At 60.5% G+C, this 21,746-nt stretch carries 23 protein-coding genes; 12 read left to right on the top strand and 11 right to left on the bottom strand.

What is annotated here, in order from left to right; genetic code table 11:
* Positions 1–71: 71 nt before the first annotated feature.
* Together AOA59_RS24810 and glsB are read left to right on the top strand one after the other, a co-directional pair.
* A complete protein-coding gene (locus AOA59_RS24810) occupies positions 72–482 on the top strand; it encodes a hypothetical protein (protein ID WP_065912018.1) in 411 nt (136 codons plus the stop codon).
* Between the two features lie 213 nt (positions 483–695).
* The gene (gene glsB / locus AOA59_RS24805) at positions 696–1,604 is read left to right on the top strand and encodes a glutaminase B (protein ID WP_099489412.1); all 909 of its coding nucleotides are present in this window, start codon (positions 696–698) and stop codon (positions 1,602–1,604) included.
* Between the two features lie 41 nt (positions 1,605–1,645).
* On the opposite strand, the gene AOA59_RS24800 is transcribed toward glsB, so the two are convergent.
* From AOA59_RS24800 to AOA59_RS24770, 7 genes are all read right to left on the bottom strand, one after another.
* Entirely contained in the window at positions 1,646–2,149 is a 504-nt protein-coding gene (locus AOA59_RS24800; RefSeq protein WP_099489411.1) for a signal peptidase II, read from the bottom strand.
* A 65-nt stretch (positions 2,150–2,214) separates the two neighbouring features.
* Positions 2,215–2,550, bottom strand: coding sequence for a DUF6124 family protein (locus AOA59_RS24795; RefSeq protein WP_099489410.1), 336 nt, complete (start codon positions 2,548–2,550; stop codon positions 2,215–2,217).
* Between the two features lie 454 nt (positions 2,551–3,004).
* Entirely contained in the window at positions 3,005–3,340 is a 336-nt protein-coding gene (locus AOA59_RS24790) for a DUF6124 family protein (protein ID WP_099489409.1), read from the bottom strand.
* A gap of 425 nt (positions 3,341–3,765) precedes the next feature.
* Entirely contained in the window at positions 3,766–5,034 is a 1,269-nt protein-coding gene (locus tag AOA59_RS24785; RefSeq protein ID WP_099489408.1) for an FAD-binding oxidoreductase, read from the bottom strand.
* Positions 5,031–5,783, bottom strand: coding sequence for an amino acid ABC transporter ATP-binding protein (locus tag AOA59_RS24780; protein WP_069788790.1), 753 nt, complete (start codon positions 5,781–5,783; stop codon positions 5,031–5,033). The genes AOA59_RS24785 and AOA59_RS24780 overlap by 4 nt, the downstream gene beginning before the upstream one ends.
* Positions 5,780–6,448: an amino acid ABC transporter permease gene (locus AOA59_RS24775; RefSeq protein ID WP_099489407.1), complete on the bottom strand. Its 669-nt coding sequence runs from the start codon at positions 6,446–6,448 to the stop codon at positions 5,780–5,782. The genes AOA59_RS24780 and AOA59_RS24775 overlap by 4 nt, the downstream gene beginning before the upstream one ends.
* On the bottom strand, positions 6,445–7,227 hold the full coding sequence (locus AOA59_RS24770) for an ABC transporter substrate-binding protein (RefSeq protein WP_099489406.1): 783 nt from the start codon (positions 7,225–7,227) through the stop codon (positions 6,445–6,447). The genes AOA59_RS24775 and AOA59_RS24770 overlap by 4 nt, the downstream gene beginning before the upstream one ends.
* A 216-nt stretch (positions 7,228–7,443) precedes the next feature.
* Here AOA59_RS24770 and AOA59_RS24765 point away from each other — a divergent pair, with 216 nt between their 5' ends.
* Positions 7,444–8,223, top strand: a complete 780-nt coding sequence (locus AOA59_RS24765) for an IclR family transcriptional regulator (RefSeq protein WP_099489405.1) — start codon at positions 7,444–7,446, stop codon at positions 8,221–8,223.
* 212 nt (positions 8,224–8,435) lie between these two features.
* On the opposite strand, the gene AOA59_RS24760 is transcribed toward AOA59_RS24765, so the two are convergent.
* Together AOA59_RS24760 and AOA59_RS24755 are read right to left on the bottom strand one after the other, a co-directional pair.
* Positions 8,436–9,680, bottom strand: coding sequence for a saccharopine dehydrogenase family protein (locus AOA59_RS24760; protein WP_065912035.1), 1,245 nt, complete (start codon positions 9,678–9,680; stop codon positions 8,436–8,438).
* A 28-nt stretch (positions 9,681–9,708) separates the two neighbouring features.
* A complete protein-coding gene (locus tag AOA59_RS24755; protein ID WP_065912037.1) occupies positions 9,709–10,806 on the bottom strand; it encodes a carboxynorspermidine decarboxylase in 1,098 nt (365 codons plus the stop codon).
* Positions 10,807–11,026: 220 nt separating this feature from the next.
* Here AOA59_RS24755 and AOA59_RS24750 point away from each other — a divergent pair, with 220 nt between their 5' ends.
* The 7 genes from AOA59_RS24750 to AOA59_RS24720 all read left to right on the top strand — a co-directional run bounded on the left by AOA59_RS24750 (position 11,027) and on the right by AOA59_RS24720 (position 17,974).
* Positions 11,027–12,046, top strand: coding sequence for a LacI family DNA-binding transcriptional regulator (locus AOA59_RS24750; RefSeq protein WP_099489404.1), 1,020 nt, complete (start codon positions 11,027–11,029; stop codon positions 12,044–12,046).
* A complete protein-coding gene (locus tag AOA59_RS24745) occupies positions 12,030–13,034 on the top strand; it encodes an ABC transporter substrate-binding protein (protein WP_099489403.1) in 1,005 nt (334 codons plus the stop codon). Before AOA59_RS24750 ends, AOA59_RS24745 begins: the two co-directional genes overlap by 17 nt.
* Positions 13,035–13,853: an iron ABC transporter permease gene (locus AOA59_RS24740; RefSeq protein WP_099489402.1), complete on the top strand. Its 819-nt coding sequence runs from the start codon at positions 13,035–13,037 to the stop codon at positions 13,851–13,853.
* The gene (locus AOA59_RS24735; RefSeq protein ID WP_099489401.1) at positions 13,850–14,644 is read left to right on the top strand and encodes an ABC transporter permease; all 795 of its coding nucleotides are present in this window, start codon (positions 13,850–13,852) and stop codon (positions 14,642–14,644) included. The genes AOA59_RS24740 and AOA59_RS24735 overlap by 4 nt, the downstream gene beginning before the upstream one ends.
* Positions 14,641–15,672 carry an ABC transporter ATP-binding protein gene (locus AOA59_RS24730; RefSeq protein ID WP_099489400.1) on the top strand — a complete coding sequence of 344 codons (1,032 nt, stop codon included), beginning with the start codon at positions 14,641–14,643 and terminating at the stop codon, positions 15,670–15,672. Before AOA59_RS24735 ends, AOA59_RS24730 begins: the two co-directional genes overlap by 4 nt.
* Positions 15,673–15,681: 9 nt before the next feature.
* Positions 15,682–16,515 carry a phosphodiesterase gene (locus tag AOA59_RS24725; RefSeq protein ID WP_099489399.1) on the top strand — a complete coding sequence of 278 codons (834 nt, stop codon included), beginning with the start codon at positions 15,682–15,684 and terminating at the stop codon, positions 16,513–16,515.
* 139 nt (positions 16,516–16,654) lie between these two features.
* Positions 16,655–17,974: an OprD family porin gene (locus tag AOA59_RS24720; RefSeq protein WP_099489442.1), complete on the top strand. Its 1,320-nt coding sequence runs from the start codon at positions 16,655–16,657 to the stop codon at positions 17,972–17,974.
* Here the strand turns inward: AOA59_RS24720 and AOA59_RS24715 are convergent.
* A complete protein-coding gene (locus tag AOA59_RS24715; protein WP_099489441.1) occupies positions 17,953–18,477 on the bottom strand; it encodes a GNAT family N-acetyltransferase in 525 nt (174 codons plus the stop codon). The two genes, AOA59_RS24720 and AOA59_RS24715, sit on opposite strands and share 22 nt — an antisense overlap.
* A 246-nt stretch (positions 18,478–18,723) precedes the next feature.
* Between AOA59_RS24715 and AOA59_RS24710 the strand changes: the two genes are divergently transcribed.
* Together AOA59_RS24710 and AOA59_RS24705 are read left to right on the top strand one after the other, a co-directional pair.
* Positions 18,724–19,329 carry a LysE family translocator gene (locus AOA59_RS24710; protein ID WP_099489398.1) on the top strand — a complete coding sequence of 202 codons (606 nt, stop codon included), beginning with the start codon at positions 18,724–18,726 and terminating at the stop codon, positions 19,327–19,329.
* Positions 19,330–19,516: 187 nt separating this feature from the next.
* The gene (locus AOA59_RS24705; RefSeq protein ID WP_099489397.1) at positions 19,517–20,059 is read left to right on the top strand and encodes a DUF924 family protein; all 543 of its coding nucleotides are present in this window, start codon (positions 19,517–19,519) and stop codon (positions 20,057–20,059) included.
* A gap of 144 nt (positions 20,060–20,203) precedes the next feature.
* Here the strand turns inward: AOA59_RS24705 and AOA59_RS24700 are convergent, their stop codons facing one another.
* Entirely contained in the window at positions 20,204–21,652 is a 1,449-nt protein-coding gene (locus AOA59_RS24700) for a hypothetical protein (protein ID WP_099489396.1), read from the bottom strand.
* Positions 21,653–21,746: the final 94 nt, after the last annotated feature.

The raw sequence follows: 21,746 nt of genomic DNA, 5'->3' as shown, positions 1-21,746 counted from the left end.
GCTATTCTGTGCAATGCCGTCCAGTCGCGAGATCACTATAGTGAGAGCCACTCTCATTCAGGAGCTTTGCCATGCGACTCGACAGTACAACCTTCCCCGTGGTGAAAATCGTGTTTGACGCGCCGAACGAAGGCGGCCCCGAGGATGCTTTTGTGGTGTTCGAAAGCCTGCTGGCTCGCGAGCAAGCATTTGTGCTGCTGCACGAAAAAGCCGTCGACGAAAACAACCACAAGCACGCTCACGATGAGCGCAAACACGCATCGATCTGGATGAAAAAAAACAAACAGGCGCTGCGTGCCTACGTCAAAGGCATGATCCAGGTGGAACCCAGCGCCGCGCAACGCCTGGCCCTCAAGCCCTTTGCGGTGATGTTCGGCAAAGCCTGGGGCTATCCGCTGCTGGTGGTGGAATCCAGGGACCGCGCCTGGGCGCTGGCGCGGGATGTGCTCGATGAGCAGGTGTCGGATGTGGCGCATTTTTGACGTGCCCGATCGTTGCGCTATCGTTCCCATGCTCCGCGTGGGCATGCATCCTGTGACGCTCCGCGTCACGACTTCAGGTGCGGGACGCGAAGCGTCCGAGGCGGCATTCCCACGCAGAGCGTAGGAACGATCAAGGGGGTGTCCTCGCGGGCGCATTAAAGTATCCTCCGCGCCCCGCCTATCACTGATTCAATAAGAATGACCGGAAAAGACATGCAGGCACTGCTGGAATCGATCCTGGGCGAAGTTCGCCCCCTGATCGGCCAGGGCAAAGTCGCCGACTACATCCCCGCACTCGCCGATGTACCCGCCAACCAGCTCGGCATCGCCGTGTACGGCAACGACGGCTCGGCCTATTGCGCAGGCGACGCCGACACGCTGTTCTCGGTACAGAGCATCTCCAAGGTGTTTAGCCTGGTGCAGGCCATCGACCATGGCGGCGAAACCATCTGGGAGCGCCTGGGCCACGAGCCTTCGGGGCAACCGTTCAACTCCATGGTGCAGCTGGAGTTCGAACGCGGGCGCCCGCGCAACCCCTTCATCAACGCCGGCGCCCTGGTGATCTGCGACATCAACCAGTCGCGCTTTGCCGTGCCGATTCTGTCGATGCGTGACTTCGTGCGGCGCCTGTCGGGCAATCCGCAAATCCTGGTCAACAGCGTCGTCGCCGACTCCGAGGCCCAGCACGGCGCGCGCAACGCAGCCATGGCCTACTTGATGAAGTCTTTCGGCAACTTTCACAATGACGTCGACGCGGTGCTACACAGTTACTTCAACTACTGCGCGCTGCAAATGAGCTGCCTGGATCTGGCCCGGGCCTTCAGCTTCCTGGCCAACGAGGGTGTGAGTGCCCACAGCGGCGAGCAGATCTTGACCGCGCGCCAGACCAAGCAGGTCAACTCGATCATGGCCACCAGCGGGCTGTATGACGAGGCGGGCAACTTTGCCTACCGTGTGGGTTTGCCGGGTAAAAGCGGGGTGGGCGGGGGGATTGTCGCGGTGGTGCCGGGGCAATTTACGGTGTGCGTGTGGTCGCCGGAATTGAATGCGGCGGGGAACTCGCTGGCGGGGGTGAAGGCGGTGGGGGTGCTGAGTGAGCGGGTTGGGTGGGCGGTGTTTTGAGTGCCTGGGGATTCACGCTGATGCATGAATCCCCTTGCTGATCAGGACTTGTGAGGTTTCACGATCAGATCAAGCATCAAAAACAACGCCCCGGCAGTGATCGCAATATCAGCAATATTGAACACGCCGGTATGCGTAGGCCCCACATTCAGCACCATGTAATCCACGACATGCCCGTCGCGAAACACACGGTCGATCAAGTTGGCGATACCGCCCAAGGCAATCGCATACAGCGGCAAGACTTTACGCAGCGGCTGGCTCCAGTTGGAAAGCGACCACCACATGGCCCATGCCACCACGACGGCGACTCCAACAATAAAGATCAGCTGTTTGACCTGCGGCGGCAACGCGGCGCCCAGGCTCAGGAAGGCACCTGGGTTGAGGCTCAGTTCCAGCGCAAGGTTGAGAGGGTTGGAGCCGATTTTGAAGCTGCTGGCTTGCAGCGAAACCAGCGCCAGCAGCTTGACCAACTGGTCCACGGCAACAAAAGCAAGGCCGGCGAGGAGGGTGAAGGTGCGGCTTCGCAGAAGGGGCGATGTACTCAAGCGGTAACTTCCTGTCTGTCGATAGAGCCCCCGAAGATAGCTCAGGCGCTCTATCTCGTCCATCTTCAGGCGGCTGGGTGCGCTACGTTCAAGGCTTTGTCCACCAGCAGTTGCACACCTTCGAGCATGCGGCAGATGCCCAGCGCGAGATTGCGTTGGGAGCCGTCGATTTCAAACGCAAGGTGGTTGGCGATATCGCTGATGGACGCCAGATCCTGGGAGGCGTTGACCAACAGGGTTTCGGTGCCCAGGTCGGCGCGCACGGTGAAGATGCCTTCACTGGGTTCGGGGATGGGTTTGCCGGGGTTGAGGTAGTGGGTGATCGCACGGTAGGCCACTTCGTGCAGGGTGCTGGTGTCGTAGTCTGGCTGGCCAGGGGGATTTGGGCTGTCTTTGATCATGGTGAAGGTCCTAAGATTGAGTGAAGCTGCCAACATTCGCGGTCAAGCGAAGAGGGTGGCAGCTGTACACGGGTTGACCGACCGGCAATCAAAGGAAATCCGGCATACCCGAAGGTATCCCGCGTACAGCCACCGCAACACGATACCTCAGGCGTGAAAAAAACACCTGAAATAGGTTTGAACCGAGCTGTACTTTAATTAATCGGACGGTCAAATCCGGCCGCTGAATTGGCAGCGACGAAGCAGAGATTAGTCAGCGCACGTCCGACCGACAACCTGAAACCCTTGTGGGAATCTGAACGCACGCGATCACCTGTGGGAGCTGGCTTGCCTGCGATAGCCGTGTGTCAGTCAACCCATGCGGTACTGAAAGACTGCAATCGCAGGCAAGCCAGCTCCCACCTATTGATCTTCATCCGATTTGAGGTTGATCGGTTGATCGTTCCCACGATCTTCAGGCGGCTGGGTGGGCCACGTTCAGGGCTTTGTCCACCAGCAGTTGCACACCTTCGAGCATGCGGCATATGCCGAGCGCGACATTGCGTTGGGAACCGTCGATTTCAAACGCGAGGTGGTTGGCGATATCGCTGATGGACGCCAGGTCCTGGGAGGCGTTGACCAGCAGGGTTTCGGTGCCCAGGTCGGCGCGCACGGTGAAGATGCCTTCACTGGGTTCGGGGATGGGTTTGCCGGGGTTGAGGTAGTGGGTGATCGCACGGTAGGCCACTTCGTGCAGGGTGCTGGTGTCGTAGTCTGGCTGGCCAGGGGGATTTGGGCTGTCTTTGATCATGGTAAAGCTCCTTTATAAATGGAGCCGCCACGCTTCGCGGTCAAACGAATTAGGGTGGCAGCTATACGCGGGTTGACCGACCGGCTAAAGAAGCAAATCCGGCATACCCGAAGGTATCCCGCGTACAGCTGCCGCGACACGATACATCAGACGTAAAAAAACGCCCAATATCGGTGTTGGTGCAGTTGCTCTTTAAAGTCGGACGGTCAAATCCGGCCGCTGCATTGGCAGCGACGAAGCAGAGAGTAGTGAGCCAACTTCCGACCGACAACCTGAAACCCTCGTGGGAAATATCTGAACGCACGCGAGCACCTGTGGGAGCTGGCTTGCCTGCGAAAGCGGTCTTCCAGTGCCGGATGTATTGACTGAATCACTGCCATCGCAGGCAAGCCAGCTCTCATATTTGCCTACCTGCGGCGTTACATTCAGCTGATGTTGAGGCGGTCCAACAAGCTGTACCACGCCACACCCGCACCAATATAGAACCGTTGCAGCCCATGCATCGGCAAGCGCTGCAATGGCGTCACCGGGTAGGCAAATTCCGCCTGGCTGTCACACAAGCGTGCCGCCAATTGCTGGCCCAGGCTGGTACACAACGCAATCCCGCGCCCATTACAACCCAAGGCCAGCGTCAGCCCCGGCGCAGGCTGGTGAACATGCGGCATAAAATCCCGTGTGATCGCGATGCGACCGGCCCAACGGAACTCGAATTCCAGCGGCCCCAGTTGCGGAAACAGCAATGCCAGGGAGCGTTCAAGGTGCGCAAAGTCGGCAGGCGATGTGGGGTCGTTAAACAGCCCGCGCCCGCCCATCAATAAACGGCCATGGCTGTCCTTGCGAAAATACAACAGCAACCTTTGCGCGGTCGACACGGTTTCCTGGCCCGGCAAAATGTTCTCGGCCGCGCTGCCGCTTAACGGCTTGGTGGCGACGATGAAACTGTTGGCCGCCAGGATGCTCTGCGCCATGCCCGGCCACAGGTTACCGCTGTAGCCATTGGTAGCCAGCACTACTTGATCGGCTGACACCTGCGCACCGTTGGCGGTCTGTAATTGCCAACCGGACCCCTGGCGTTGCAGGCCGATCACAGCGCTGTGACCGTGAATGCGTGCACCCGCTGCCAACGCCGCCCCCACCAACCCGCGCGCATACGCCAGTGGCTGAATTGCCCCGGCGCGGCCATCCAGCCAGCCACCGGCAAACGACTCACTGCCCATGCGTGAAGCCACCTGCGCGGCATCCAGACGCTGCACTGGCACGCCACGCCGCGCCCATTGCTCGGCTCGCGCATGCAGCCCGGCCACGCCTTTTTGTGTGTACGACACCTGCATCCAGCCTTTGCGCACCGGCGCGCAGTCGATGTTATGGCGTTCGATCAGCTTGAATACCAAATCCGCAGAACTCGAGACGGTCGAAATCAACGGCTCAGCGCGCTCAGGCCCGTACATCTGCATCAGATGTTCAGGGTCGTATTTGAGTGTGGGGTTGACCTGCCCACCATTGCGCCCCGACGCGCCCCAGCCCGGCTCATTGGCCTCCAGCACGCACACACTCACGCCGCGCTCGGCCAAATGCAGCGCGGTGGACAGCCCGGTGTAACCTGCGCCAACAATCGCCACATCGACTTTCACCGACGCCCCCAGCGCGGGTGTCGGCACCACGCACGGCGCGGTCGCTGACCACAACGACCTCATGACAGGCTCCGCGTATTACCGATGGGGTGCAGCACGCGGCGCAGGAAGTCCTGGGTGCGTGGGTGCTGCGGGTTACCCAGTACCTGCTCGGCCGCGCCGCTTTCGACGATGTAACCGCCATGCAAAAAGCACACGCGGTCGGCCACTTCGCGGGCAAAGCCCATTTCGTGGGTGACCACGATCATGGTCATGCCTTCGTCGGCCAGGGTGCGCATTACCGCCAGCACGTCGCCGACCAGTTCCGGGTCCAGTGCTGAGGTGGGTTCGTCGAACAGCATGGCGTCAGGCTTCATCGCCAGAGCGCGGGCGATGGCCACGCGTTGTTGTTGGCCGCCGGAAAGTTGTTCCGGGTAGGCGTCGGTCTTGGCACTCAGGCCGACTTTTTCCAGCAGCACCAGGGCTTCTTCGCGGGCTTGTTTCAAGGGTTCGCCTTTGACGTACACCGGGCCTTCCATAACGTTTTCCAACACGGTGCGGTGCGGGAACAGGTTGAAGCGCTGGAACACCATGCCCATACGGCTGCGCAGTGCGTGCACGCTTTTGCTGGCGCGCTGCACGGTCTGACCGAACACCGTGATGACCCCGCCGTCGTAGGCTTCCAGCGCATTGATGCAGCGCAGCAAGGTGGATTTGCCCGAACCCGACGGACCGATCAGGCACACCACTTCGCCCTTGGCCACGTCGAGGTCGACGCCGTGCAGCACGCGGTGGCTGCCGTAATGTTTTTGCAGTTGGCGAATCTCGATCATGCTTTTTTCCTCCGGCCCAGGTGCTGTTCCATGCGGCGCAGGCCATACACCAGCGGCAGGCTCATCAGCAGGTAGAGCAGGGCAACCAGGGTGTAGACGGTCATGTTCTGGAACGTGGACGAGGCAATCAATTGGCCCTGGCGGGTCATCTCGGCGACGGTGATGGTCGACACCAGGGACGAGTCCTTGAGCATCATCACCAAGGTGTTGCCATAGGGCGGCAGCGCGATGCGAAACGCTTGCGGCAGGATTACCCGGCGCATCATCAACACCGAACGCATGCCCAGCGCTTCGGCGGCTTCACGCTGGCCCTGTTCGACGGCAATGATGCCGGTGCGAAAGTTCTCCGCCTGGTATGCCGAGTAGGCGATGCCCATGCCGATCACACCCGCGTAGAACGCGGTGAGGTGCACGCCCATGTCCGGCAGCACAAAGTAGATGTAGAACAGTTGCACGATGATAGGCAGGCCGCGAATCACATTGATGACGGTGCTTGCCGCCCACGACAACGCGCGGATCGGCGACAACTTGAGCAGCGCCAGCACCAGGCCGATGGCGCTGCTGAGCAGGAACGACAGTACGGTGATCTGAATGGTCACCAAGGCGCCTTGCAGCAGAATCGGCAGGAAGTCCTGGGCGTTTTGCAGGAATTCAGCCGGGTTCATGGGCGCACCTGGGTATCAAGTCCCCACTTCTTGAGGATGTTGTCCAGGGTGCCGTCGGCCTTGATGCTGGCGATGGCGATGTTCAGGCGCTCGAGGGTTTCGGCGTCGCCCTTGCGCACTACCAGGCACACTTCGCCGACATTGGTGGGCGTGTAGTCGCTGGCCAGTTTTACGCCTTTAAACAGCTTCTGACGGATCTGGTAGGCCACCACTGGCTGGTCACCGACGGCAGCTTTGATCCGGCCCAGGGACAGGTCTCGGACCATCTCACCGATAGAATCGTAGGTGCGGATTTCCTTGAAAATGCCCAGTTTTTTCAACTGGTCGTAGAAGACAGTGCCGGCTTGTACGCCGACCACCTGATCTTTCAAGGGCGTGAGGTCGGGGTAGGCGGCGTTGTCATCAGCGCTGATGATCAGGCCTTCACCGTAGGCGTACACCGGGGCGCTGAAGTCGACCACCTTGGTGCGCTCTGCGGTCTTGAGCATGCCGGCGGCGATGAAGTCCAGCTTGCCGGAGGTGAGGGAGGGGATCAGCGCAGCGAAGTTGGTCTGTTCGATCCGGCTGGTAAACCCGCCGGCTTTGCCCACTGCCTCAGCCACATCGACCATCACACCCTGGATGCTGTTGCTCTTGATATCGAGGAAGGTAAACGGAGAGCCACTGGCCGTTGCACCGACTTTGTACGAGGACGCACTTTCTGCGTGCACGGCGGTAACGGCGAGCGTGGCGCATATACCGAAGGCGAGGCGGCGAAACAGGGGCGAAAGACTGTTCATCGGGTTACTCCAGAAGGAAAACGGATCGTCAGTACCGCAAGCGGTTACGGATGAAACCGCAAGCTCTGTGCCATTTCGATTCATAAAAATCGTATATCGCTATCTAAATTCGACAAAATGAACCATTCGTATCGATATGCGATTTTTAATGGTCTATTTTTGTGATATGAGGTAGAAATATCGCCACGCCCGACCGACCAGACCCCTGAGCTCACCATGTCCGAAGAACGCAACAGTTTGCACAACCAATCCTTGGAAAAGGGCCTGTCGGTGCTTAAGGCATTCAGCGCCCAGCGCCGCAGCATGAGCCTTGCAGAGGTGGCCGAGGCCGCCGGCATGACCAAAAGCTCGGCCCAGCGCATGGTGTTTACCCTCGAAAGCCTGGGTTACCTTCGGAAACACTCGCGCACACGGCATTACCAACTCACACCCCGCGTGCTGGAATTGGGGTTCAGTTATCTGGATGCGCATTCGCTGATCGAAGTGGCCAACCCGTTTCTCTCGGAGTTGACGCGCTTGACCGGCGAAACTTCATGCCTGACCGAGCCGGCGGGCCTGGACATGACCTACATCGCACGCTTTGTCAGTGCGGGTTTTGTGCCGGTGCACATGCCGATCGGTTCACGGGTGCCGATGTACTGCACGGCGTCGGGGCGCGCGTATTTGAGTGCCTTGCCGGTGGATGAAGCGCTGGTGTTGGTCGAGAACAGCCAGCGCATTGCGCACACCAGCCAAACGTTGACTGAGGTCGACAGGATTCTGGAGTCGTTGCAGCAGGTGCGCGAGCAGGGCTACGCGGTGAATGGCCAGGAGCTGTTCCTGGGCGACATGACCATCGGCGCACCGGTGCTCGGTGCCAACGGCCGGCCGGTGGCGGCGGTGCATGTGGTGGCGCCGACCAGTCGGTGGAGCCGGGCGGATGCGGAGAAGCAGCTAGCGCCGGCGCTTTTGCAGTGTTCAAGGGCATTGAGTAATTCGGCGCGGAATCTTGAATAGCTCCATTCTCAAGAACACAGCCAATCCAATGTGGGAGCGGGCTTGCTCGCGAAAGCGGTGTGTCAGTCATACATGTATTGGCTGATCCACCGCATTCGCGAGCAAGCCCGCTCCCACATTTTGATCTTCATTCTTCGTTGAGCGTTATGTGAGCCCCAACAAAAAATGCGCCCCTGAGGGCGCATTTTTTTGTTCGGTCAGCAATCACCTGATCAGGCCATCGCATCCCAAGCCCGATCACCGTGCTCGTCTTTAATCCGAGTCGGCAAGCCCATCACGTCCAGCGCCTTCAGGAACGGCTCAGCCGGCAGTTCCTCAACGTTGGCCATGTGTTTCACGTCCCACTCGCCACGCGCGACCAGCAGCGCAGCGGCCACCGGTGGTACGCCTGCGGTGTAGGAGATGCCTTGGCTGTCGGTCTCGGCAAAGGCTTCTTCATGGCAGGCCACGTTGTAGATGAACATCTCACGTGGCTGGCCGCCTTTGGTGCCTTTGACCAGGTCACCAATGCAGGTTTTGCCGGTGTAGCCCGGGGCAAGCGAAGACGGGTCGGGCAGCACGGCCTTGACCAGTTTAAGCGGCACGACTTCCAGGCCTTCGGCGGTGGTGACCGGCTTTTCGGAGAGCAGGCCGAGGTTTTTCAATACGGTGAACACATTGATGTAGTGTTCGCCGAAGCTCATCCAGAAACGCACGTTGGGCACGTCGAGGTTTTTCGACAGCGAGTGCACTTCATCGTGGCCGGTAAGGTAGAGGTTCTGCGAACCGACGACCGGCAGGTCGTCGGTGCGTTTGACTTCGAACATGGTGTTGCTGGTCCACTGGCTGTTCTGCCAGCTCCACACCTGCCCGGTGAACTCGCGGAAGTTGATTTCCGGGTCGAAGTTGGTGGCAAAGTATTTGCCATGGCTGCCGGCATTGACATCGAGAATGTCGATCGAATCAATGCGGTCGAAATGCTGTTGCTGCGCCAGCGCGGCATACGCGTTGACGACACCCGGGTCGAAGCCCACGCCAAGAATGGCAGTGATGTTCTTCTGTTTGCACTCTTCCAGGTGGTTCCATTCATAGTTGCCGTACCACGGCGGGGTCTCGCAGACCTTGCCCGGCTCTTCGTGAATGGCGGTGTCCAGGTACGCAACGCCCGTGTCGATGCAGGCACGCAGTACCGACATGTTGAGGAACGAGGAACCTACGTTGATGACGATCTGCGACTCTGTCTCGCGGATCAGGGCCTTGGTCGCTTCCACGTCCATGGCGTTCAGCGCAAAGGCTTTAATATCCGCAGGCACCTTGAGGCTACCCTTGGCCTTGACGCTGTCGATGATGGCCTGGCATTTGGAGATGTTGCGCGACGCGATAGCAATACGACCGAGTTCGTCGTTGTGCTGCGCGCACTTGTGGGCCACCACCTTGGCGACACCTCCTGCACCAATGATAAGAACGTTCTTTTTCAATTGCTTTATCTCTCCTTTATCCGCCAGCTTACGAAAGGCTGGACAGGTAGTCGTCGTAACCAAATTCACGAACCACCTCGACTGTACCGTCGAGTTGTTTCACTACGATGGACGGCATTTTCAGGCCGTTGAACCAGTTTTTCTTGACCATGGTGTAGCCTGCGGTGTCGATGAACGACAGCCGATCGCCGATGGCCAGCGGACGATCAAATTGATACTCGCCGAAGATGTCCCCGGCCAGGCAGGATTTGCCGCACACCATGTAGGTGTGTTCACCCTCGCTCGGCGCCAGCTTGGCGTTGAGGCGGTAGATCAGCAGGTCCAGCAGGTGGGCTTCGATGGAGCTGTCTACCACGGCGAGGTTCTTGCCGTTGTAGAGCGTGTCGAGCACAGTCACTTCCAGCGATGCGCTGTTGGTGATCGCCGCTTCGCCGGGTTCCAGGTACACCTGCACGTCGTACTTCTGCGAGAACGCCTTGAGGCGCTGGCAGAAGGCGTCGATGGCATAGCCTTCACCGGTAAAGTGGATGCCGCCGCCGAGGCTCACCCAGTTGACCTTGTGCAGCAGTGCACCGAAGCGTTCTTCGATGGTGTTGAGCATCTGGTCGAACAGGTTGAAGTCACCGTTCTCGCAGTTGTTGTGGAACATGAAGCCCGAGATCTGCTCGATCACGCCTTCGATCTTCACCGGGTCCCACTCGCCCAGGCGGCTGAACGGGCGCGCCGGGTCGGCGAGCAAATAGTCGGAGCTGCTGACCTGCGGGTTGACGCGCAGGCCGCGGGTCTTGCCTTCGCTGCGTTCGGCAAAACGTTGCAGTTGGCTGATGGAGTTGAAGATGATCTTGTCGCAGTTCTCCAGCATCTCTTCGATTTCGTCGTCAGCCCACGCCACGCTGTAGGCGTGCGCTTCACCTTCGAACTTCTGGCGACCGAGCTTCAATTCATACAGCGACGACGAGGTGGTGCCGTCCATGTATTCCTGCATCAGGTCAAACACCGACCAGGTGGCGAAGCACTTGAGCGCCAGCAGCGCCTTGGCGCCGGACTGCTCGCGCACGTAAGCAATCTTCTGCATGTTGACCAGAAGCTTCTGTTTATCGATGAGGTAGTACGGCGTTTTGATCATTTTTGAGAGCCTGCGGCGGTGCCTGCCAAAAAAGGACACGCATTGTGCCCGCACTTGGATCAGATCGAAAGCTTGGCGGGCGGATTTGCTGAACCCTACGTCGCAATAAAGACATTCTCATGAACCCTGACTGCCATAAAAACGTCATTTCCCTGCTACCGTCCTGCCACATTACCCCTTTACTGTCCTCGCCAATGAGATCGATCTCAAGCGAGTGACAATGACTGATTTGAAAGACGTTGCGCAGTTGGCGGGTGTATCCCGCGCCACTGCCGCCCGCACCTTTGCCTCCCCGGAGCAAGTGCGCCCGGCCACCCGTGAACAGGTGTTCGCCGCTGCCCGTGAGCTGGGTTTTCGGCCCAACTTGCTCGGCCGCCAGTTGCGCCTCCAAACCACCCATCTGATCGGTGTGGTGGTGCCCAACCTGCTCAACCCGGTGTTCGCTGAACAGTTCCAGGCCATGGAGCGTGCAGCGCGGCTGCGTGGCTACAGCTTGTTGCTGGCGACCACCGACTATAGCTGCGAGCGCGAAAGCGTGGTGGTCGAAGAGCTGCTGCGCCAGCGCGTGGATGGTTTGGTGCTGACCGTCACCGACGCCGAGAGCAGCAGCGTGCTGAACAGCCTGGCTACGGAGCAAACGCCGTTTGTGCTGGCCTACCACCAGCCGAGCAACCCCGGCTACAGCGCGGTGTCGGTCGATAACCGCGCGGGCATGGCCCTGGCCACCCGGTATTTGCTTGAGGCCGGGCACCGACGCATCAGCATGGTCGCCGGGCCCGCCCTGCAATCGGACCGTGCACGACTGCGCTACGCCGGGTATTGCGATGCGATGAAAGCGTATGGCCTGCAACCGCGTGCCGTGATCGAAATGCTGGCGCATACCCAGGCCGAATTTGCCGCGATCCAGCCCTATCTGCAAGGTCCTGACGCGCCCACGGCGTTGCTGTGCTCCAACGATTTCCTGGCCATCAGCCTGATCGCCGAACTGCGCCGCAATGCCTGGCATGTGCCCGAGCAGCTCTCGGTGATGGGCTTTGACGGTATCTCCCTTGGCACCCAGATGCACCCGACCCTGTGCAGCGTGGTGCAGCCCATTGCACTGCTGGCCAGCACGGTGATTGACCAACTGCTGGCGCAAATTGCCGGTAACGCCCCGATTTCCCATTGCTTGCCTTGCCATATCCGGCCGGGCGAAAGCACTCAACCCTATGAGGAGCCCCTCGATGCGCGCATTCAGTAAAACCCTGGCCGCTGTGTTGCTTTGCGGTGCGGCCAGCCTGGCCCAGGCCGCCGAAACCGCGATTTGCTACAACTGCCCGCCGGACTGGGCCGACTGGGGCACGCAGTTGAAGGCCATCGCTGCCAGCACCGGCGTGCAGGTGCCGCTGGACAACAAAAACTCCGGCCAGTCGCTGGCGCAACTGGTGGCGGAAAAGGCCGCACCGGTCGCTGACGTCGTGTACTACGGCGTGACGTTCGGTTTACAAGCGCAAAAAGCCGGGGTGGTGGAGGGTTACAAGCCCAAGGGCTGGGAGCAGATTCCCGCAGGCTTGAAAGACCCCGAGGGCCGATGGTTCGCCATCCATTCGGGCACCCTGGGCATCATGGTCAACGTCGACGCGCTCGGCGGTTTGCCGGTGCCGCAGAGCTGGGCCGACCTGCTCAAGCCAGAATACAAAGGCATGGTCGGCTACCTAGACCCGTCCAGCGCGTTTGTCGGCTACGTGTCCGCCGTGGCCATCAACCGCGCGTTGGGCGGCGACCTGGATAATTTCGCCCCGGCCATCGACTATTTCCAGAAGCTGGCGAAAAACGCGCCCATCGTGCCCAAGCAAACCGCCTATGCCCGGGTGCTGTCCGGTGAGTTGCCGATCCTGGTGGATTACGACTTCAACGCCTACCGTGCCCGCTACAAGGACAACGCCAACGTTGCCTTTGTGATCCCGCAAGAGGGCAGCATCAGTGTGCCGTATGTGATGAGCCAAGTGGCCAACGCGCCGCATCGTGCCAACGCCGAGAAGGTGCTCGACTTTGTGCTCTCGGACCCAGGCCAGGCGCTGTGGGCCAAGGCGTACCTGCGCCCGGTGCGCCCGGTGAAAATGCCGGCCGAGGTCGCCGCACAATTCTTGCCCGACAGCGATTACGCCCGCGCTGGCGTAGTGGACTACCAGAAAATGGCCGCGGTGCAGGAAGCCTTCGCCGCCCGTTACCTCAACGAGGTCAAGTAAGTGGCAACCTCGACCCGACACGCGGCCTGGGCGCTGGCCCCGGCTTTTGCGGTGCTGCTCGCCTTTTGGCTGCTGCCGTTGGCGCACCTGATGGTGTTGGGCGCCGAGAGCCGTGACAGCAATGGCAGCGGCTATTGGCAGGTGCTGAGCAGCGCGCAGTACCTTGGCAGCCTTGGGCAAACCCTGGTGCTTGCAATGGTGGTGACGCTGGTCGCGCTGTTGATCGGTGGCATCAGCGGTGTGTTTCTGGCGCGCCAGCAGTTTTTCGGGCGTTCGGCGCTGGTGGCGTTGCTCACGTTTCCCTTGGCGTTTCCCGGCGTGGTGGTGGGCTTTCTGGTGATTCTGTTGGCGGGGCGTCAAGGTTTGTTTGCGGCGCTGGGGATGCAATTGGCCGGTGAGCGCTGGATCTTTGCCTATTCGTTGGCGGGGTTGTTTGTCGGCTACCTGTACTTCTCGATCCCACGGGTGATTCTCACGGTGATGGCCGCGTGCGAAAGCCTCGACCGCAGCCTCGAAGAAGCCGCGCATTCACTGGGCGCGGGGCATTGGCGCGTGGTGTGTGACGTGATCGTGCCGGGCTTGGCGCCGGCGCTGGCTTCCTGCGGGGCCATTTGCTTTGCCACCTCCATGGGCGCCTTCGGCACGGCCTTCACCTTGGGTACACGCCTGAACGTCACACCGGTGGCGATCTACAACGTCTTCACCAATTACGCCAACTTTGCCGTGGCAGCCGCGCTGTCGGTGGTGCTCGGCGCGGTGACCTGGGCGGTGCTGTTGCTGACACGACGTCTGGTTAAAAACGCGGGGACTGTCCTGTGAAGCGCTCATCGCTGTTTGTGATTCAACTGCTGTTCACCCTGCTGGTGTGCGCTTTCATGCTGGTGCCGGTGCTGATGTCGTTGTTGGCCGGGTTGACGCGCAATTTCTTTGTCGGCCTGTCCAGCGGCTTGACCTGCGATTGGCTGATTCAGGTGTGGCAGGCCTACTCGCCGACGGTGTGGTTGTCGCTGCAATTGGCGGTGGCCTGCGCGGTGTGCGTCTGTGTGTTGGGTGTGCCCGCAGCGTATGCGTTAGTGCGCATGAACAACCGCTTCAGCCGTGCGTTCGAGGAACTAATGGTACTGCCGGTAGCGATGCCGGGGCTCGCCAGTGCGTTGGCGTTGCTGCTGACCTACGGCCAGTTCGGCACCTTTCGTAGCAGTTGGCTGTTCATTCTTGTCGGTCACGTGCTGTTCACACTGCCATTTCTGGTACGCCCGGTGATGGCGGTGATGCAACGCCAGCACCTGCCGTTGCTGGAAGAGGCCGCCGCGAGCCTGGGGGCCGGGCCGATCAAGCGTTTTTTCAGTGTGGTGGTACCCAACTGCCGGGCGGGGATTCTGGCAGGCATACTGATGGTGGTCACCCTGAGCCTGGGTGAGTTCAACCTGACCTGGATGCTCCACACGCCGATGACCAAAACCTTGCCGGTCGGTCTGGCCGACAGCTATGCCTCGGCGCGCCTGGAAATCGCCAGCGCCTACACCCTTATCTTTTTGCTGATGATCGTGCCGCTGCTGATTGCGTTGCAGGCCATCAGCGCTCGTTTGTCCCGTGGAGAACGTCGATGACCGCTATCACTATCCGCCTGAAGGGTTGTCGCAAGGCGTTCGCCGACGGCACCGTGGCCGTGCATGACTTGAACCTGACCGTCGAAGGCGGTGAAACCCTGGCGATTCTCGGCCCGTCCGGCTGTGGCAAAACCACCACCTTGCGCCTGATCGCCGGGCTGGAACGCCCTGACGTGGGGCAGGTGTTTTTCGGCGACCAGGATGTCACCCGCCTGCCGATCGAGCGCCGCGATGTGGGCATGGTGTTCCAGAACTACGCGCTGTTTCCCAACCTGGATGTGGCCGGGAACATCGTCTATGGCTTGAAGATTCGCGGCATGTCGCCAGTGGCGCGCAACAAGCGTTGTGAGGAACTGTTGGAACTGGTGGGTTTGCAGAACCATGGCAAACGCAGCATCCACGAATTGTCCGGGGGCCAGCGCCAGCGTGTGGCCCTGGCCCGTGCCTTGGCGCCGCGCCCCAAAGTGCTGTTGCTGGACGAGCCGTTGGCAGCCCTGGATGCGCAATTACGCGAGCGTTTGCGCAGTGAGCTGGATGAACTGCTGCGTGGGTTGGGCATCACCTCGGTATTTGTCACCCACGACCAAGGCGAAGCCATGGCCCTGGGCGATCGCATCCTGGTCATGGAGCAGGGCCGTGTGGCGCAACTGGCCAGCCCGCGGGAGATCTACCAGCAACCGGCCAATGCGTTCGTCGCAGGCTTTGTCGGCAACCTCAATGCCTTTGTGGTGCTTGATCGCACTACCCATGGCCTGAAAGTCTGCGGCGGCGAGTTGCCGTGGCACATGGCTGGCTCGCCGAGCACCGTCTATTGCCGGCCCGAGCACTTGCGGGTGATGGAAGACGAAGGGCATGTGCACGGCCATCTTGTGGCGCAATTCTTCCAGGGCGCACAAAGCCGCCTGCTGGTGGATGTCGGAGGCCCCCAGCCGCTGCTGGTGGACAGCAGCGACAGCCAATTGCACAGCGTCGGCGCACCGATTGCCCTGGCGATTGCGCCACACACGTTGTTTACCCTCAATGCTTGAGAATTTACTGTGAACCGTCCGTTTGTTGTTGCCCAGATCAGCGATCTGCACCTGAAAGCCGGTAATCGCCTTACCTACGGCGTGGTCGACACGCTGGGCGCACTGCGCCGTGCCGTCGACCATCTGAATGCCAGTGACCCACGGCCCGATATCGTGGTGGTCAGCGGCGACCTGGTGGATTTTGGTCGCGCCGATGAATACGCCGTGCTGCACCCGGAGCTGTCGCGCCTGCACATGCCTTGCTATCTGGTGCCGGGTAACCATGACACGCGCGGGCCATTGCTGGATGCATTTGACGATCACAGTTATTTGCCGACGTCGGCGGATGGCCCGTTGGACTGGGTTGTGGATGAGCACCCGCTGCGCTTGATCGGCCTTGATTCGACCGTTCCCGGTGGCCATGGCGGGCAGTTGCTGGAGAGCCAGTTGCAATGGCTGGACGCGCAATTGGCGCTGCGCCCGCATGTACCGACCCTGCTGATCCTGCATCACCCGCCGTTTATCAGCGGCATCGGTCATATGGACCGTGAGCCTTTTATCAACGCGGCTGCGCTGGAAAAGGTCGTCGCCCGTCACCCGCAAGTGGAGCGTCTGTTGTGCGGCCATTTGCACCGCCCGATGCAGCGGCGTTTTGGCGGCAGCCTGAGTTGTGTCTGCCCCGGCACCTCCCATCAGATCGTGCTCGACCTGCAAGACGCCGCGCCTGCGCATTTCAACCTGGAGCCGGCGGGTTACCTGTTGCATCGCTGGGATGAACAGCACGGGTTGATCAGCCACAACGGTGTGTTCGGGGACTACCCGGGGCCGTATCCGTTTTATGACGCCCATGGATTGATTGACTGAGGTTTCACGGAGGTCCACTTCCTTACTACCAGGTAATTGAACGTTAGTTAACGCAGCGACCCACTCAAGTTTGGTCGCGTGCATCCTGCTGCCCTTTTTTTGCGCCCGGAACTTGGATTCCGCGCCGGAGTTCGCCTTGATGAAAGCCACTTTGAATGTTTTAAGCGTATTGACCGGCGGCTTGGGCATTGCCCTGAGCCCCTTGGCCTCGGCTGATTTTTTGAACGACAGCAAAGCCAACCTGAACATGCGTAACTTCTATTTCAACAACGATAACCGCGACGGCACCGCCGCGCCGTCGAAGACCGAAGAGTGGGGCCAGGCGTTTATTCTCAACTACCAGTCGGGCTTTACCGACGGCACCGTAGGCTTTGGCCTGGACGCCATCGGCATGCTCGGCCTGGCGCTCGACAGTGGTGCCGGCCGCCATGTCGGCAGCTCGATGATCCCCAACGATGACGGCAAAGCCGCCGACAGCTGGGCCCGTGGTGGTGCGACCGCCAAGGCGCGTTTCGCCAAGAGCGAGCTGCGCTACGGCTACCTGCGCCCAAACCTGCCGATTCTGGTGAGCAACGATGGCCGCCTGTTGCCGCAGTCTTTCGAAGGTGGGCAGATTACCAGTAAAGACATCGACAACCTGACCTTGATAGGCGGCCAACTGCAACACACCACCGGTCGCGGGTCCAGCGACCGCAGTGGCCTGGCAGCGGCAGGCGGCACCCAGGAAAGCAATAAATTCAACTACGCCGGTGCCGACTATCAAGTAACCAAGGACCTGCTGGTGCAGTACTACTACGCCAACCTTGAAGACTATTACCAACAACACTTTGCCGGGCTGATCCATGTGTTGCCGCTGGGTGATTACGGTTCACTGAAAACCGACCTGCGTTATTTCAAGACCACCTCCGACGGCAAAAACAGCAACGCCGCCGGCCGTGCAGAAGGCTATAAGTTCAGCGGCTATACCAGGAACGGCACGGGGGAAATCGACAACAATACCTGGAGCGCTGCGTTCATCTATTCGCTCGGCCCGCACGCGATCACCGCTGGTTACCAGCAAGTCTCGGACGACAGCAACTTCGCCCAACTCAACCAGGGCGGTCTGGTGAATAAAGGGGAGGGCGGCTCCAGCCTGTACCTCTACACCGACCGTACCGTGCAAACTTTTATCCAGGCTGGTGAACGCACGGCGTTCGCCCAATACGCCTACGACTTCGTTGCGCTCGGCGTGCCCGGCCTGAAAGCGTCGGTGATGTACTTGAAGGGCGACCACATCCTCACCGCCAGCGGCAACAACGCCAGCGAATGGGAACGGGATATTTCCCTGGACTACGTGGTGCAAAGCGGTCCGTTCAAGAACGTCGGGTTCGGCTGGCGCAATGGCATGTCGCGCAGCGAAGTCACGCGGGATCAGGACCAGAACCGAGTCTTTGTGAATTACTCGATTCCGTTGATGTAAGGTTCAGGACCGGTGGCGCCCGGCACAAGTGATTTCGCGTGGGTTGCGGTGCCATTGGTTATCTGATGAAAGCCGCAGCGCAGATAAAACGCTGCGGCTTCTGGTGTGTCGGTGGTCAGGTGTACCTGTTGAAAATGTGCCGCTGCGTGTTCCAATAACTGTTGCACCAGCGCCTTGCCAACGTTGTGTCTGCGCATTGAGGGGGCAACGTACACGCGGCGTAACCGGCCGATGTCTGGATTGGAGTACGGATCACGTGAAACACCTCCGATCGCAATCAACAGGTCGTGACGAAACACGCCCAATAGGCACTCACCAGGCTTGTCAAACCGCAGGGTGCGGTTTTCCCATTCGCTGATAAGCCGGGTCAAAAATCTGAATCCTTCGGCCACGGCCTGTGATTGCAGTGTGAGCGCTTGCTCGGGGAGCTCATCGAGCTTGCGTATCGAAAGGTCATCGCTGGGCTTACCAGAATAGCGACGAACCGCATTGAGTGATTCCATCATTTGGCCGGCGACACTCTACCTGTGGCGAGGGAGGTTGCTCCCGTTGGGGCGCGTAGCGGCCCGGTTTAATCTGTAGTGGGCTCCCGGGAACTCTCTACACCAAGTGTAGCTTCGGGGCTGCTGCGCAGCATAGCGCAAGCAAGCGCCCTTGCCACGTGCGTGCGCCCATCAACCACAAACGTTCAAGATTGCGCACCACCCCCCTCAGTAGACTCGCCAGACTTCTTCTACTGCAGGTTCCCCATGGACATTTTTCTCTACGCGTTCAGCGTCATGTACAGCCCCGGCCCCGTCAACCTGATGGGCCTGAACGCCGGCCTCACGGGCAAGTTTCGTCGCTCCAGCGGCTTCTACATCGGCGTGGGGTGCGCGATGCTGTTGATGTTCGTGCTGTTCGGCTACACCGGCGAAGCGATCATCTCCCAGGCGGCGTTGCCGTATATCTCGTTGATTGGCGGCGTGTACACGCTGTACCTCGCGTACCAGGTGTTCACCGCGCGTACCGAGGTGGATGACGCTTCACGCTCGCCTGCCAGGACCCTGACCTTCTGGAATGGCCTGGTGATTCAGTTGCTCAACCCCAAGGGCATCGTCGCGGTGTTGCCGATTACCAGCGTGATGTTGCCGGCGGCGCATATTACCGGCGCCTCGATCTTTGGCGTGTCGGCCTTGCTGGGGCTGGGGGCGGTCGGCGCGCCATGGGCGTACGCCTTGCTGGGCGCGCTGCTGGGGCGGCGGATCAACGGGGCGGCGGCGTTTACCTGGTTCAACCGCTGCATGGGGCTGGCGCTGGCCGGGTGTGCGTATTTCATGTTTCACGCATTCTACCTGCACGTCTTTACACCTTAAGCCGTGGGTCAGCCTCGGTGGCGCGCAGTGTCAGGCCCCGACGTCAAGGGCGGTCAATACTCCATCGGTGCGAACGCGCACAAGCTTGCGCGGCACTTGTGGGAAACTGAATGGATATCGCCGACGTCGATGATGAAATCTACCGGGCTTTTTTTGCGTTAAAGAGTGGGAGAGAACAATGACGAGCATGAACGAACAAACCGCCGAGGCGGTGATCGCGTTCTGGAAGCAGGCCGGGCCCAAGCGCTGGTTCGCCAAGGACGACGCATTTGACGCAGCCTTTCGCGAGACCTTTCACGCCACGCATATGCAAGCCGCTCGACGTGAGCTGGAAAGCTGGCTGGAGTCGGCGCAGGGCGCGCTGGCCTTGCTGATCTTGCTGGATCAATACCCGCGCAATGCGTTTCGCGGCACCGCGCATATGTTCGCCACCGACCCGCTGGCGCGTTTATACGCCTACCGGATGGTGGACGCCGGGTTGGATCAACAGATCGAGCCCCAACTGCGCGCCTTCTGTTATCTGCCGTTTGAACATTCCGAAGAGCCGGCGGACCAGCAGCGTTCGCTGGCGTTGAACCAGCATTTGGACGCCGGCACCTACCATTGGGCCAAGGAACACGCCGATATCATTGAACGGTTTGGGCGGTTTCCCCATCGCAACGCGGTGTTGGCCAGGGCAACCACCGAACTCGAGCACGAGTTTCTCAAGGCCGGCGGCTTCGCCGGCTAGGCGGCGGTCGCGTGATCGTTCCCACGCTCTGCGTGGGCATGCATCCAGCGACGCTCTGCGTCGCCTTGCGCAAGGCTTAAGGCATGCGCCAACTTGGGACGCGGAGCGTCCGGGGCGGCATTCCCACGCAGAGCGTGGGGACGATCATGCTTCTTGGGCGCTGGCGGGCGCCAAGGTTGCCTTGGCGCCCACCGGACGAAAGCGCCGCAGCCCCTTGAGGTCGACCGCCCAGCGCAGAGCTTCGGTGGCCGAGGGGCGCGGGCCATGGGTGGTCGCGTTTTCATCCTGGGTGAGCGTGCCGAGGTAGCCCTGGGCACCGCCGCGTTCGCTCCAGTAGCGGGTGTGGCTGAGCCAGGAGCGGGCGAGCCAGCCTTTCCAGGTGCCCACGGTGACGGGTAAATCCAGCACACCTGCACCCATCACCGGCATGACCGGGCCGCCGACGATATCGCCAAACAAGCCGTAGGGCGCGGGGAAATACAGGTTGGTCCAGCGCGTCACCGCAAACGCCGCGGCGTGGTGCAGGTACTGCGGGGTGAACGGTTTTTGCCCGAGCATCACCGGCTGGCGGGCGTTGTAGCCGTAGCCCTTGGTGTCTTCGGTTGGCGGGCAGGCCGGCGCTTCGCGGCGCTCGATGCGTTTTTTAAAGTCACTCACGCTGCGGCCCAGCAACAGGCTGGCGTGGGCCATGGGGCTACCCACCGTGACCAAATCCGTGATGCGCCAGGGGTTGCCCAGGCCACGCTGTTCGATAAACGCTTGGGCCTGTTGTTCACGAAATTTCAGGACACTGCCTAGGCTACCGTCGAGGGCGGCGCCGGCGTTGGGCAGCGTTTCGTTGATCACCGGTTGCAGCGGTTGGCGCTCGGCATAACGGTCGGCCAGCTCGCGGTTGCTGGGGATCACCTTGGTCAGTTGATCGTGATGTTCATGCCACAGGTAGCCGACGATATCGTAGGCAATCACACTGCCCAAACTGTGGCCGACGACGATGATGCGGTCGTAGTCGCCCTTGTTGTGCAGGGCGCGCAGTAACGCGACGCCATCAGCGCGGATCTGTTCGCGCACCACCACGTTCTGCGGGTTGGGGCTCAGGTAGCGGGCCGCATCGCCCAGGTAGGACAGCGCGGAATAACGCAGCCCCAGGCCGATGGCGCCGAGCAGCAGCGGCACCAGCGCGAAGGGGTTGTCGCTGTGGTCGAACCGGCCCCAGGCCGTGGCGAGGGCGCCACTGGCAATCAGCAGCAGGAGCACCAGTACTGTCCAGCGTGTGGTACGCCAGATCGGCACGATGGCCTCGGGAATGTCACGGCGCGGGCGCTTGAAAATATCCCACAACCAGCCCAGCAGGTGGCCAACCTTGGTGCCCTGCATCTTGTGGGCCCAGTAATACTCGTAGAAATCCGTGCTGGTGCGGCCGGAGGACTTCAAAACGCGCAGGTCAAAATTGCGCGAAAGCCGGTCCGGCTTGCTCCAGTAAAACGGCGTGCCATCGGGCGTGTCCGCCGGGATCATCGTTTCGACGAAGCCGCGCAAGGTGTCCATCGGGCGCTGTTCGCCGATGCCATGGATAACGACAACTGCTTGTTTCATAAGCTTATCTTCCTTGAAAGCTATGGGTGAGTGGTGCGAAGGCTGGAACGGCTTCGCGGCGTGGCAAAGAGCTATGATCTTGCCACTAATGCTG

Origin of the sequence: Pseudomonas sp. 2822-15, assembly GCF_002742515.1 — a bacterium.
GTDB classification, from domain to species: domain Bacteria; phylum Pseudomonadota; class Gammaproteobacteria; order Pseudomonadales; family Pseudomonadaceae; genus Aquipseudomonas; species Aquipseudomonas salomonii.
This window is presented reverse-complemented; position numbering and strand designations above follow the sequence as displayed.

Coding starts and splice junctions, on each gene's coding strand:
- AOA59_RS24795 (WP_099489410.1), bottom strand. CDS start 2,550: ATGATCAAAGACAGCCCAAATCCCCCTGGCCAGCCAGACTACGACACC.
- AOA59_RS24765 (WP_099489405.1), top strand. CDS start 7,444: ATGTCCGAAGAACGCAACAGTTTGCACAACCAATCCTTGGAAAAGGGC.
- AOA59_RS24810 (WP_065912018.1), top strand. CDS start 72: ATGCGACTCGACAGTACAACCTTCCCCGTGGTGAAAATCGTGTTTGAC.
- AOA59_RS24700 (WP_099489396.1), bottom strand. CDS start 21,652: ATGAAACAAGCAGTTGTCGTTATCCATGGCATCGGCGAACAGCGCCCG.
- AOA59_RS24705 (WP_099489397.1), top strand. CDS start 19,517: ATGAACGAACAAACCGCCGAGGCGGTGATCGCGTTCTGGAAGCAGGCC.
- AOA59_RS24770 (WP_099489406.1), bottom strand. CDS start 7,227: ATGAACAGTCTTTCGCCCCTGTTTCGCCGCCTCGCCTTCGGTATATGC.
- AOA59_RS24780 (WP_069788790.1), bottom strand. CDS start 5,783: ATGATCGAGATTCGCCAACTGCAAAAACATTACGGCAGCCACCGCGTG.
- AOA59_RS24720 (WP_099489442.1), top strand. CDS start 16,655: ATGAAAGCCACTTTGAATGTTTTAAGCGTATTGACCGGCGGCTTGGGC.
- AOA59_RS24715 (WP_099489441.1), bottom strand. CDS start 18,477: ATGGAATCACTCAATGCGGTTCGTCGCTATTCTGGTAAGCCCAGCGAT.
- AOA59_RS24755 (WP_065912037.1), bottom strand. CDS start 10,806: ATGATCAAAACGCCGTACTACCTCATCGATAAACAGAAGCTTCTGGTC.
- AOA59_RS24710 (WP_099489398.1), top strand. CDS start 18,724: ATGGACATTTTTCTCTACGCGTTCAGCGTCATGTACAGCCCCGGCCCC.
- AOA59_RS24790 (WP_099489409.1), bottom strand. CDS start 3,340: ATGATCAAAGACAGCCCAAATCCCCCTGGCCAGCCAGACTACGACACC.
- glsB (WP_099489412.1), top strand. CDS start 696: ATGCAGGCACTGCTGGAATCGATCCTGGGCGAAGTTCGCCCCCTGATC.
- AOA59_RS24745 (WP_099489403.1), top strand. CDS start 12,030: ATGCGCGCATTCAGTAAAACCCTGGCCGCTGTGTTGCTTTGCGGTGCG.
- AOA59_RS24750 (WP_099489404.1), top strand. CDS start 11,027: ATGACTGATTTGAAAGACGTTGCGCAGTTGGCGGGTGTATCCCGCGCC.
- AOA59_RS24785 (WP_099489408.1), bottom strand. CDS start 5,034: ATGAGGTCGTTGTGGTCAGCGACCGCGCCGTGCGTGGTGCCGACACCC.
- AOA59_RS24775 (WP_099489407.1), bottom strand. CDS start 6,448: ATGAACCCGGCTGAATTCCTGCAAAACGCCCAGGACTTCCTGCCGATT.
- AOA59_RS24730 (WP_099489400.1), top strand. CDS start 14,641: ATGACCGCTATCACTATCCGCCTGAAGGGTTGTCGCAAGGCGTTCGCC.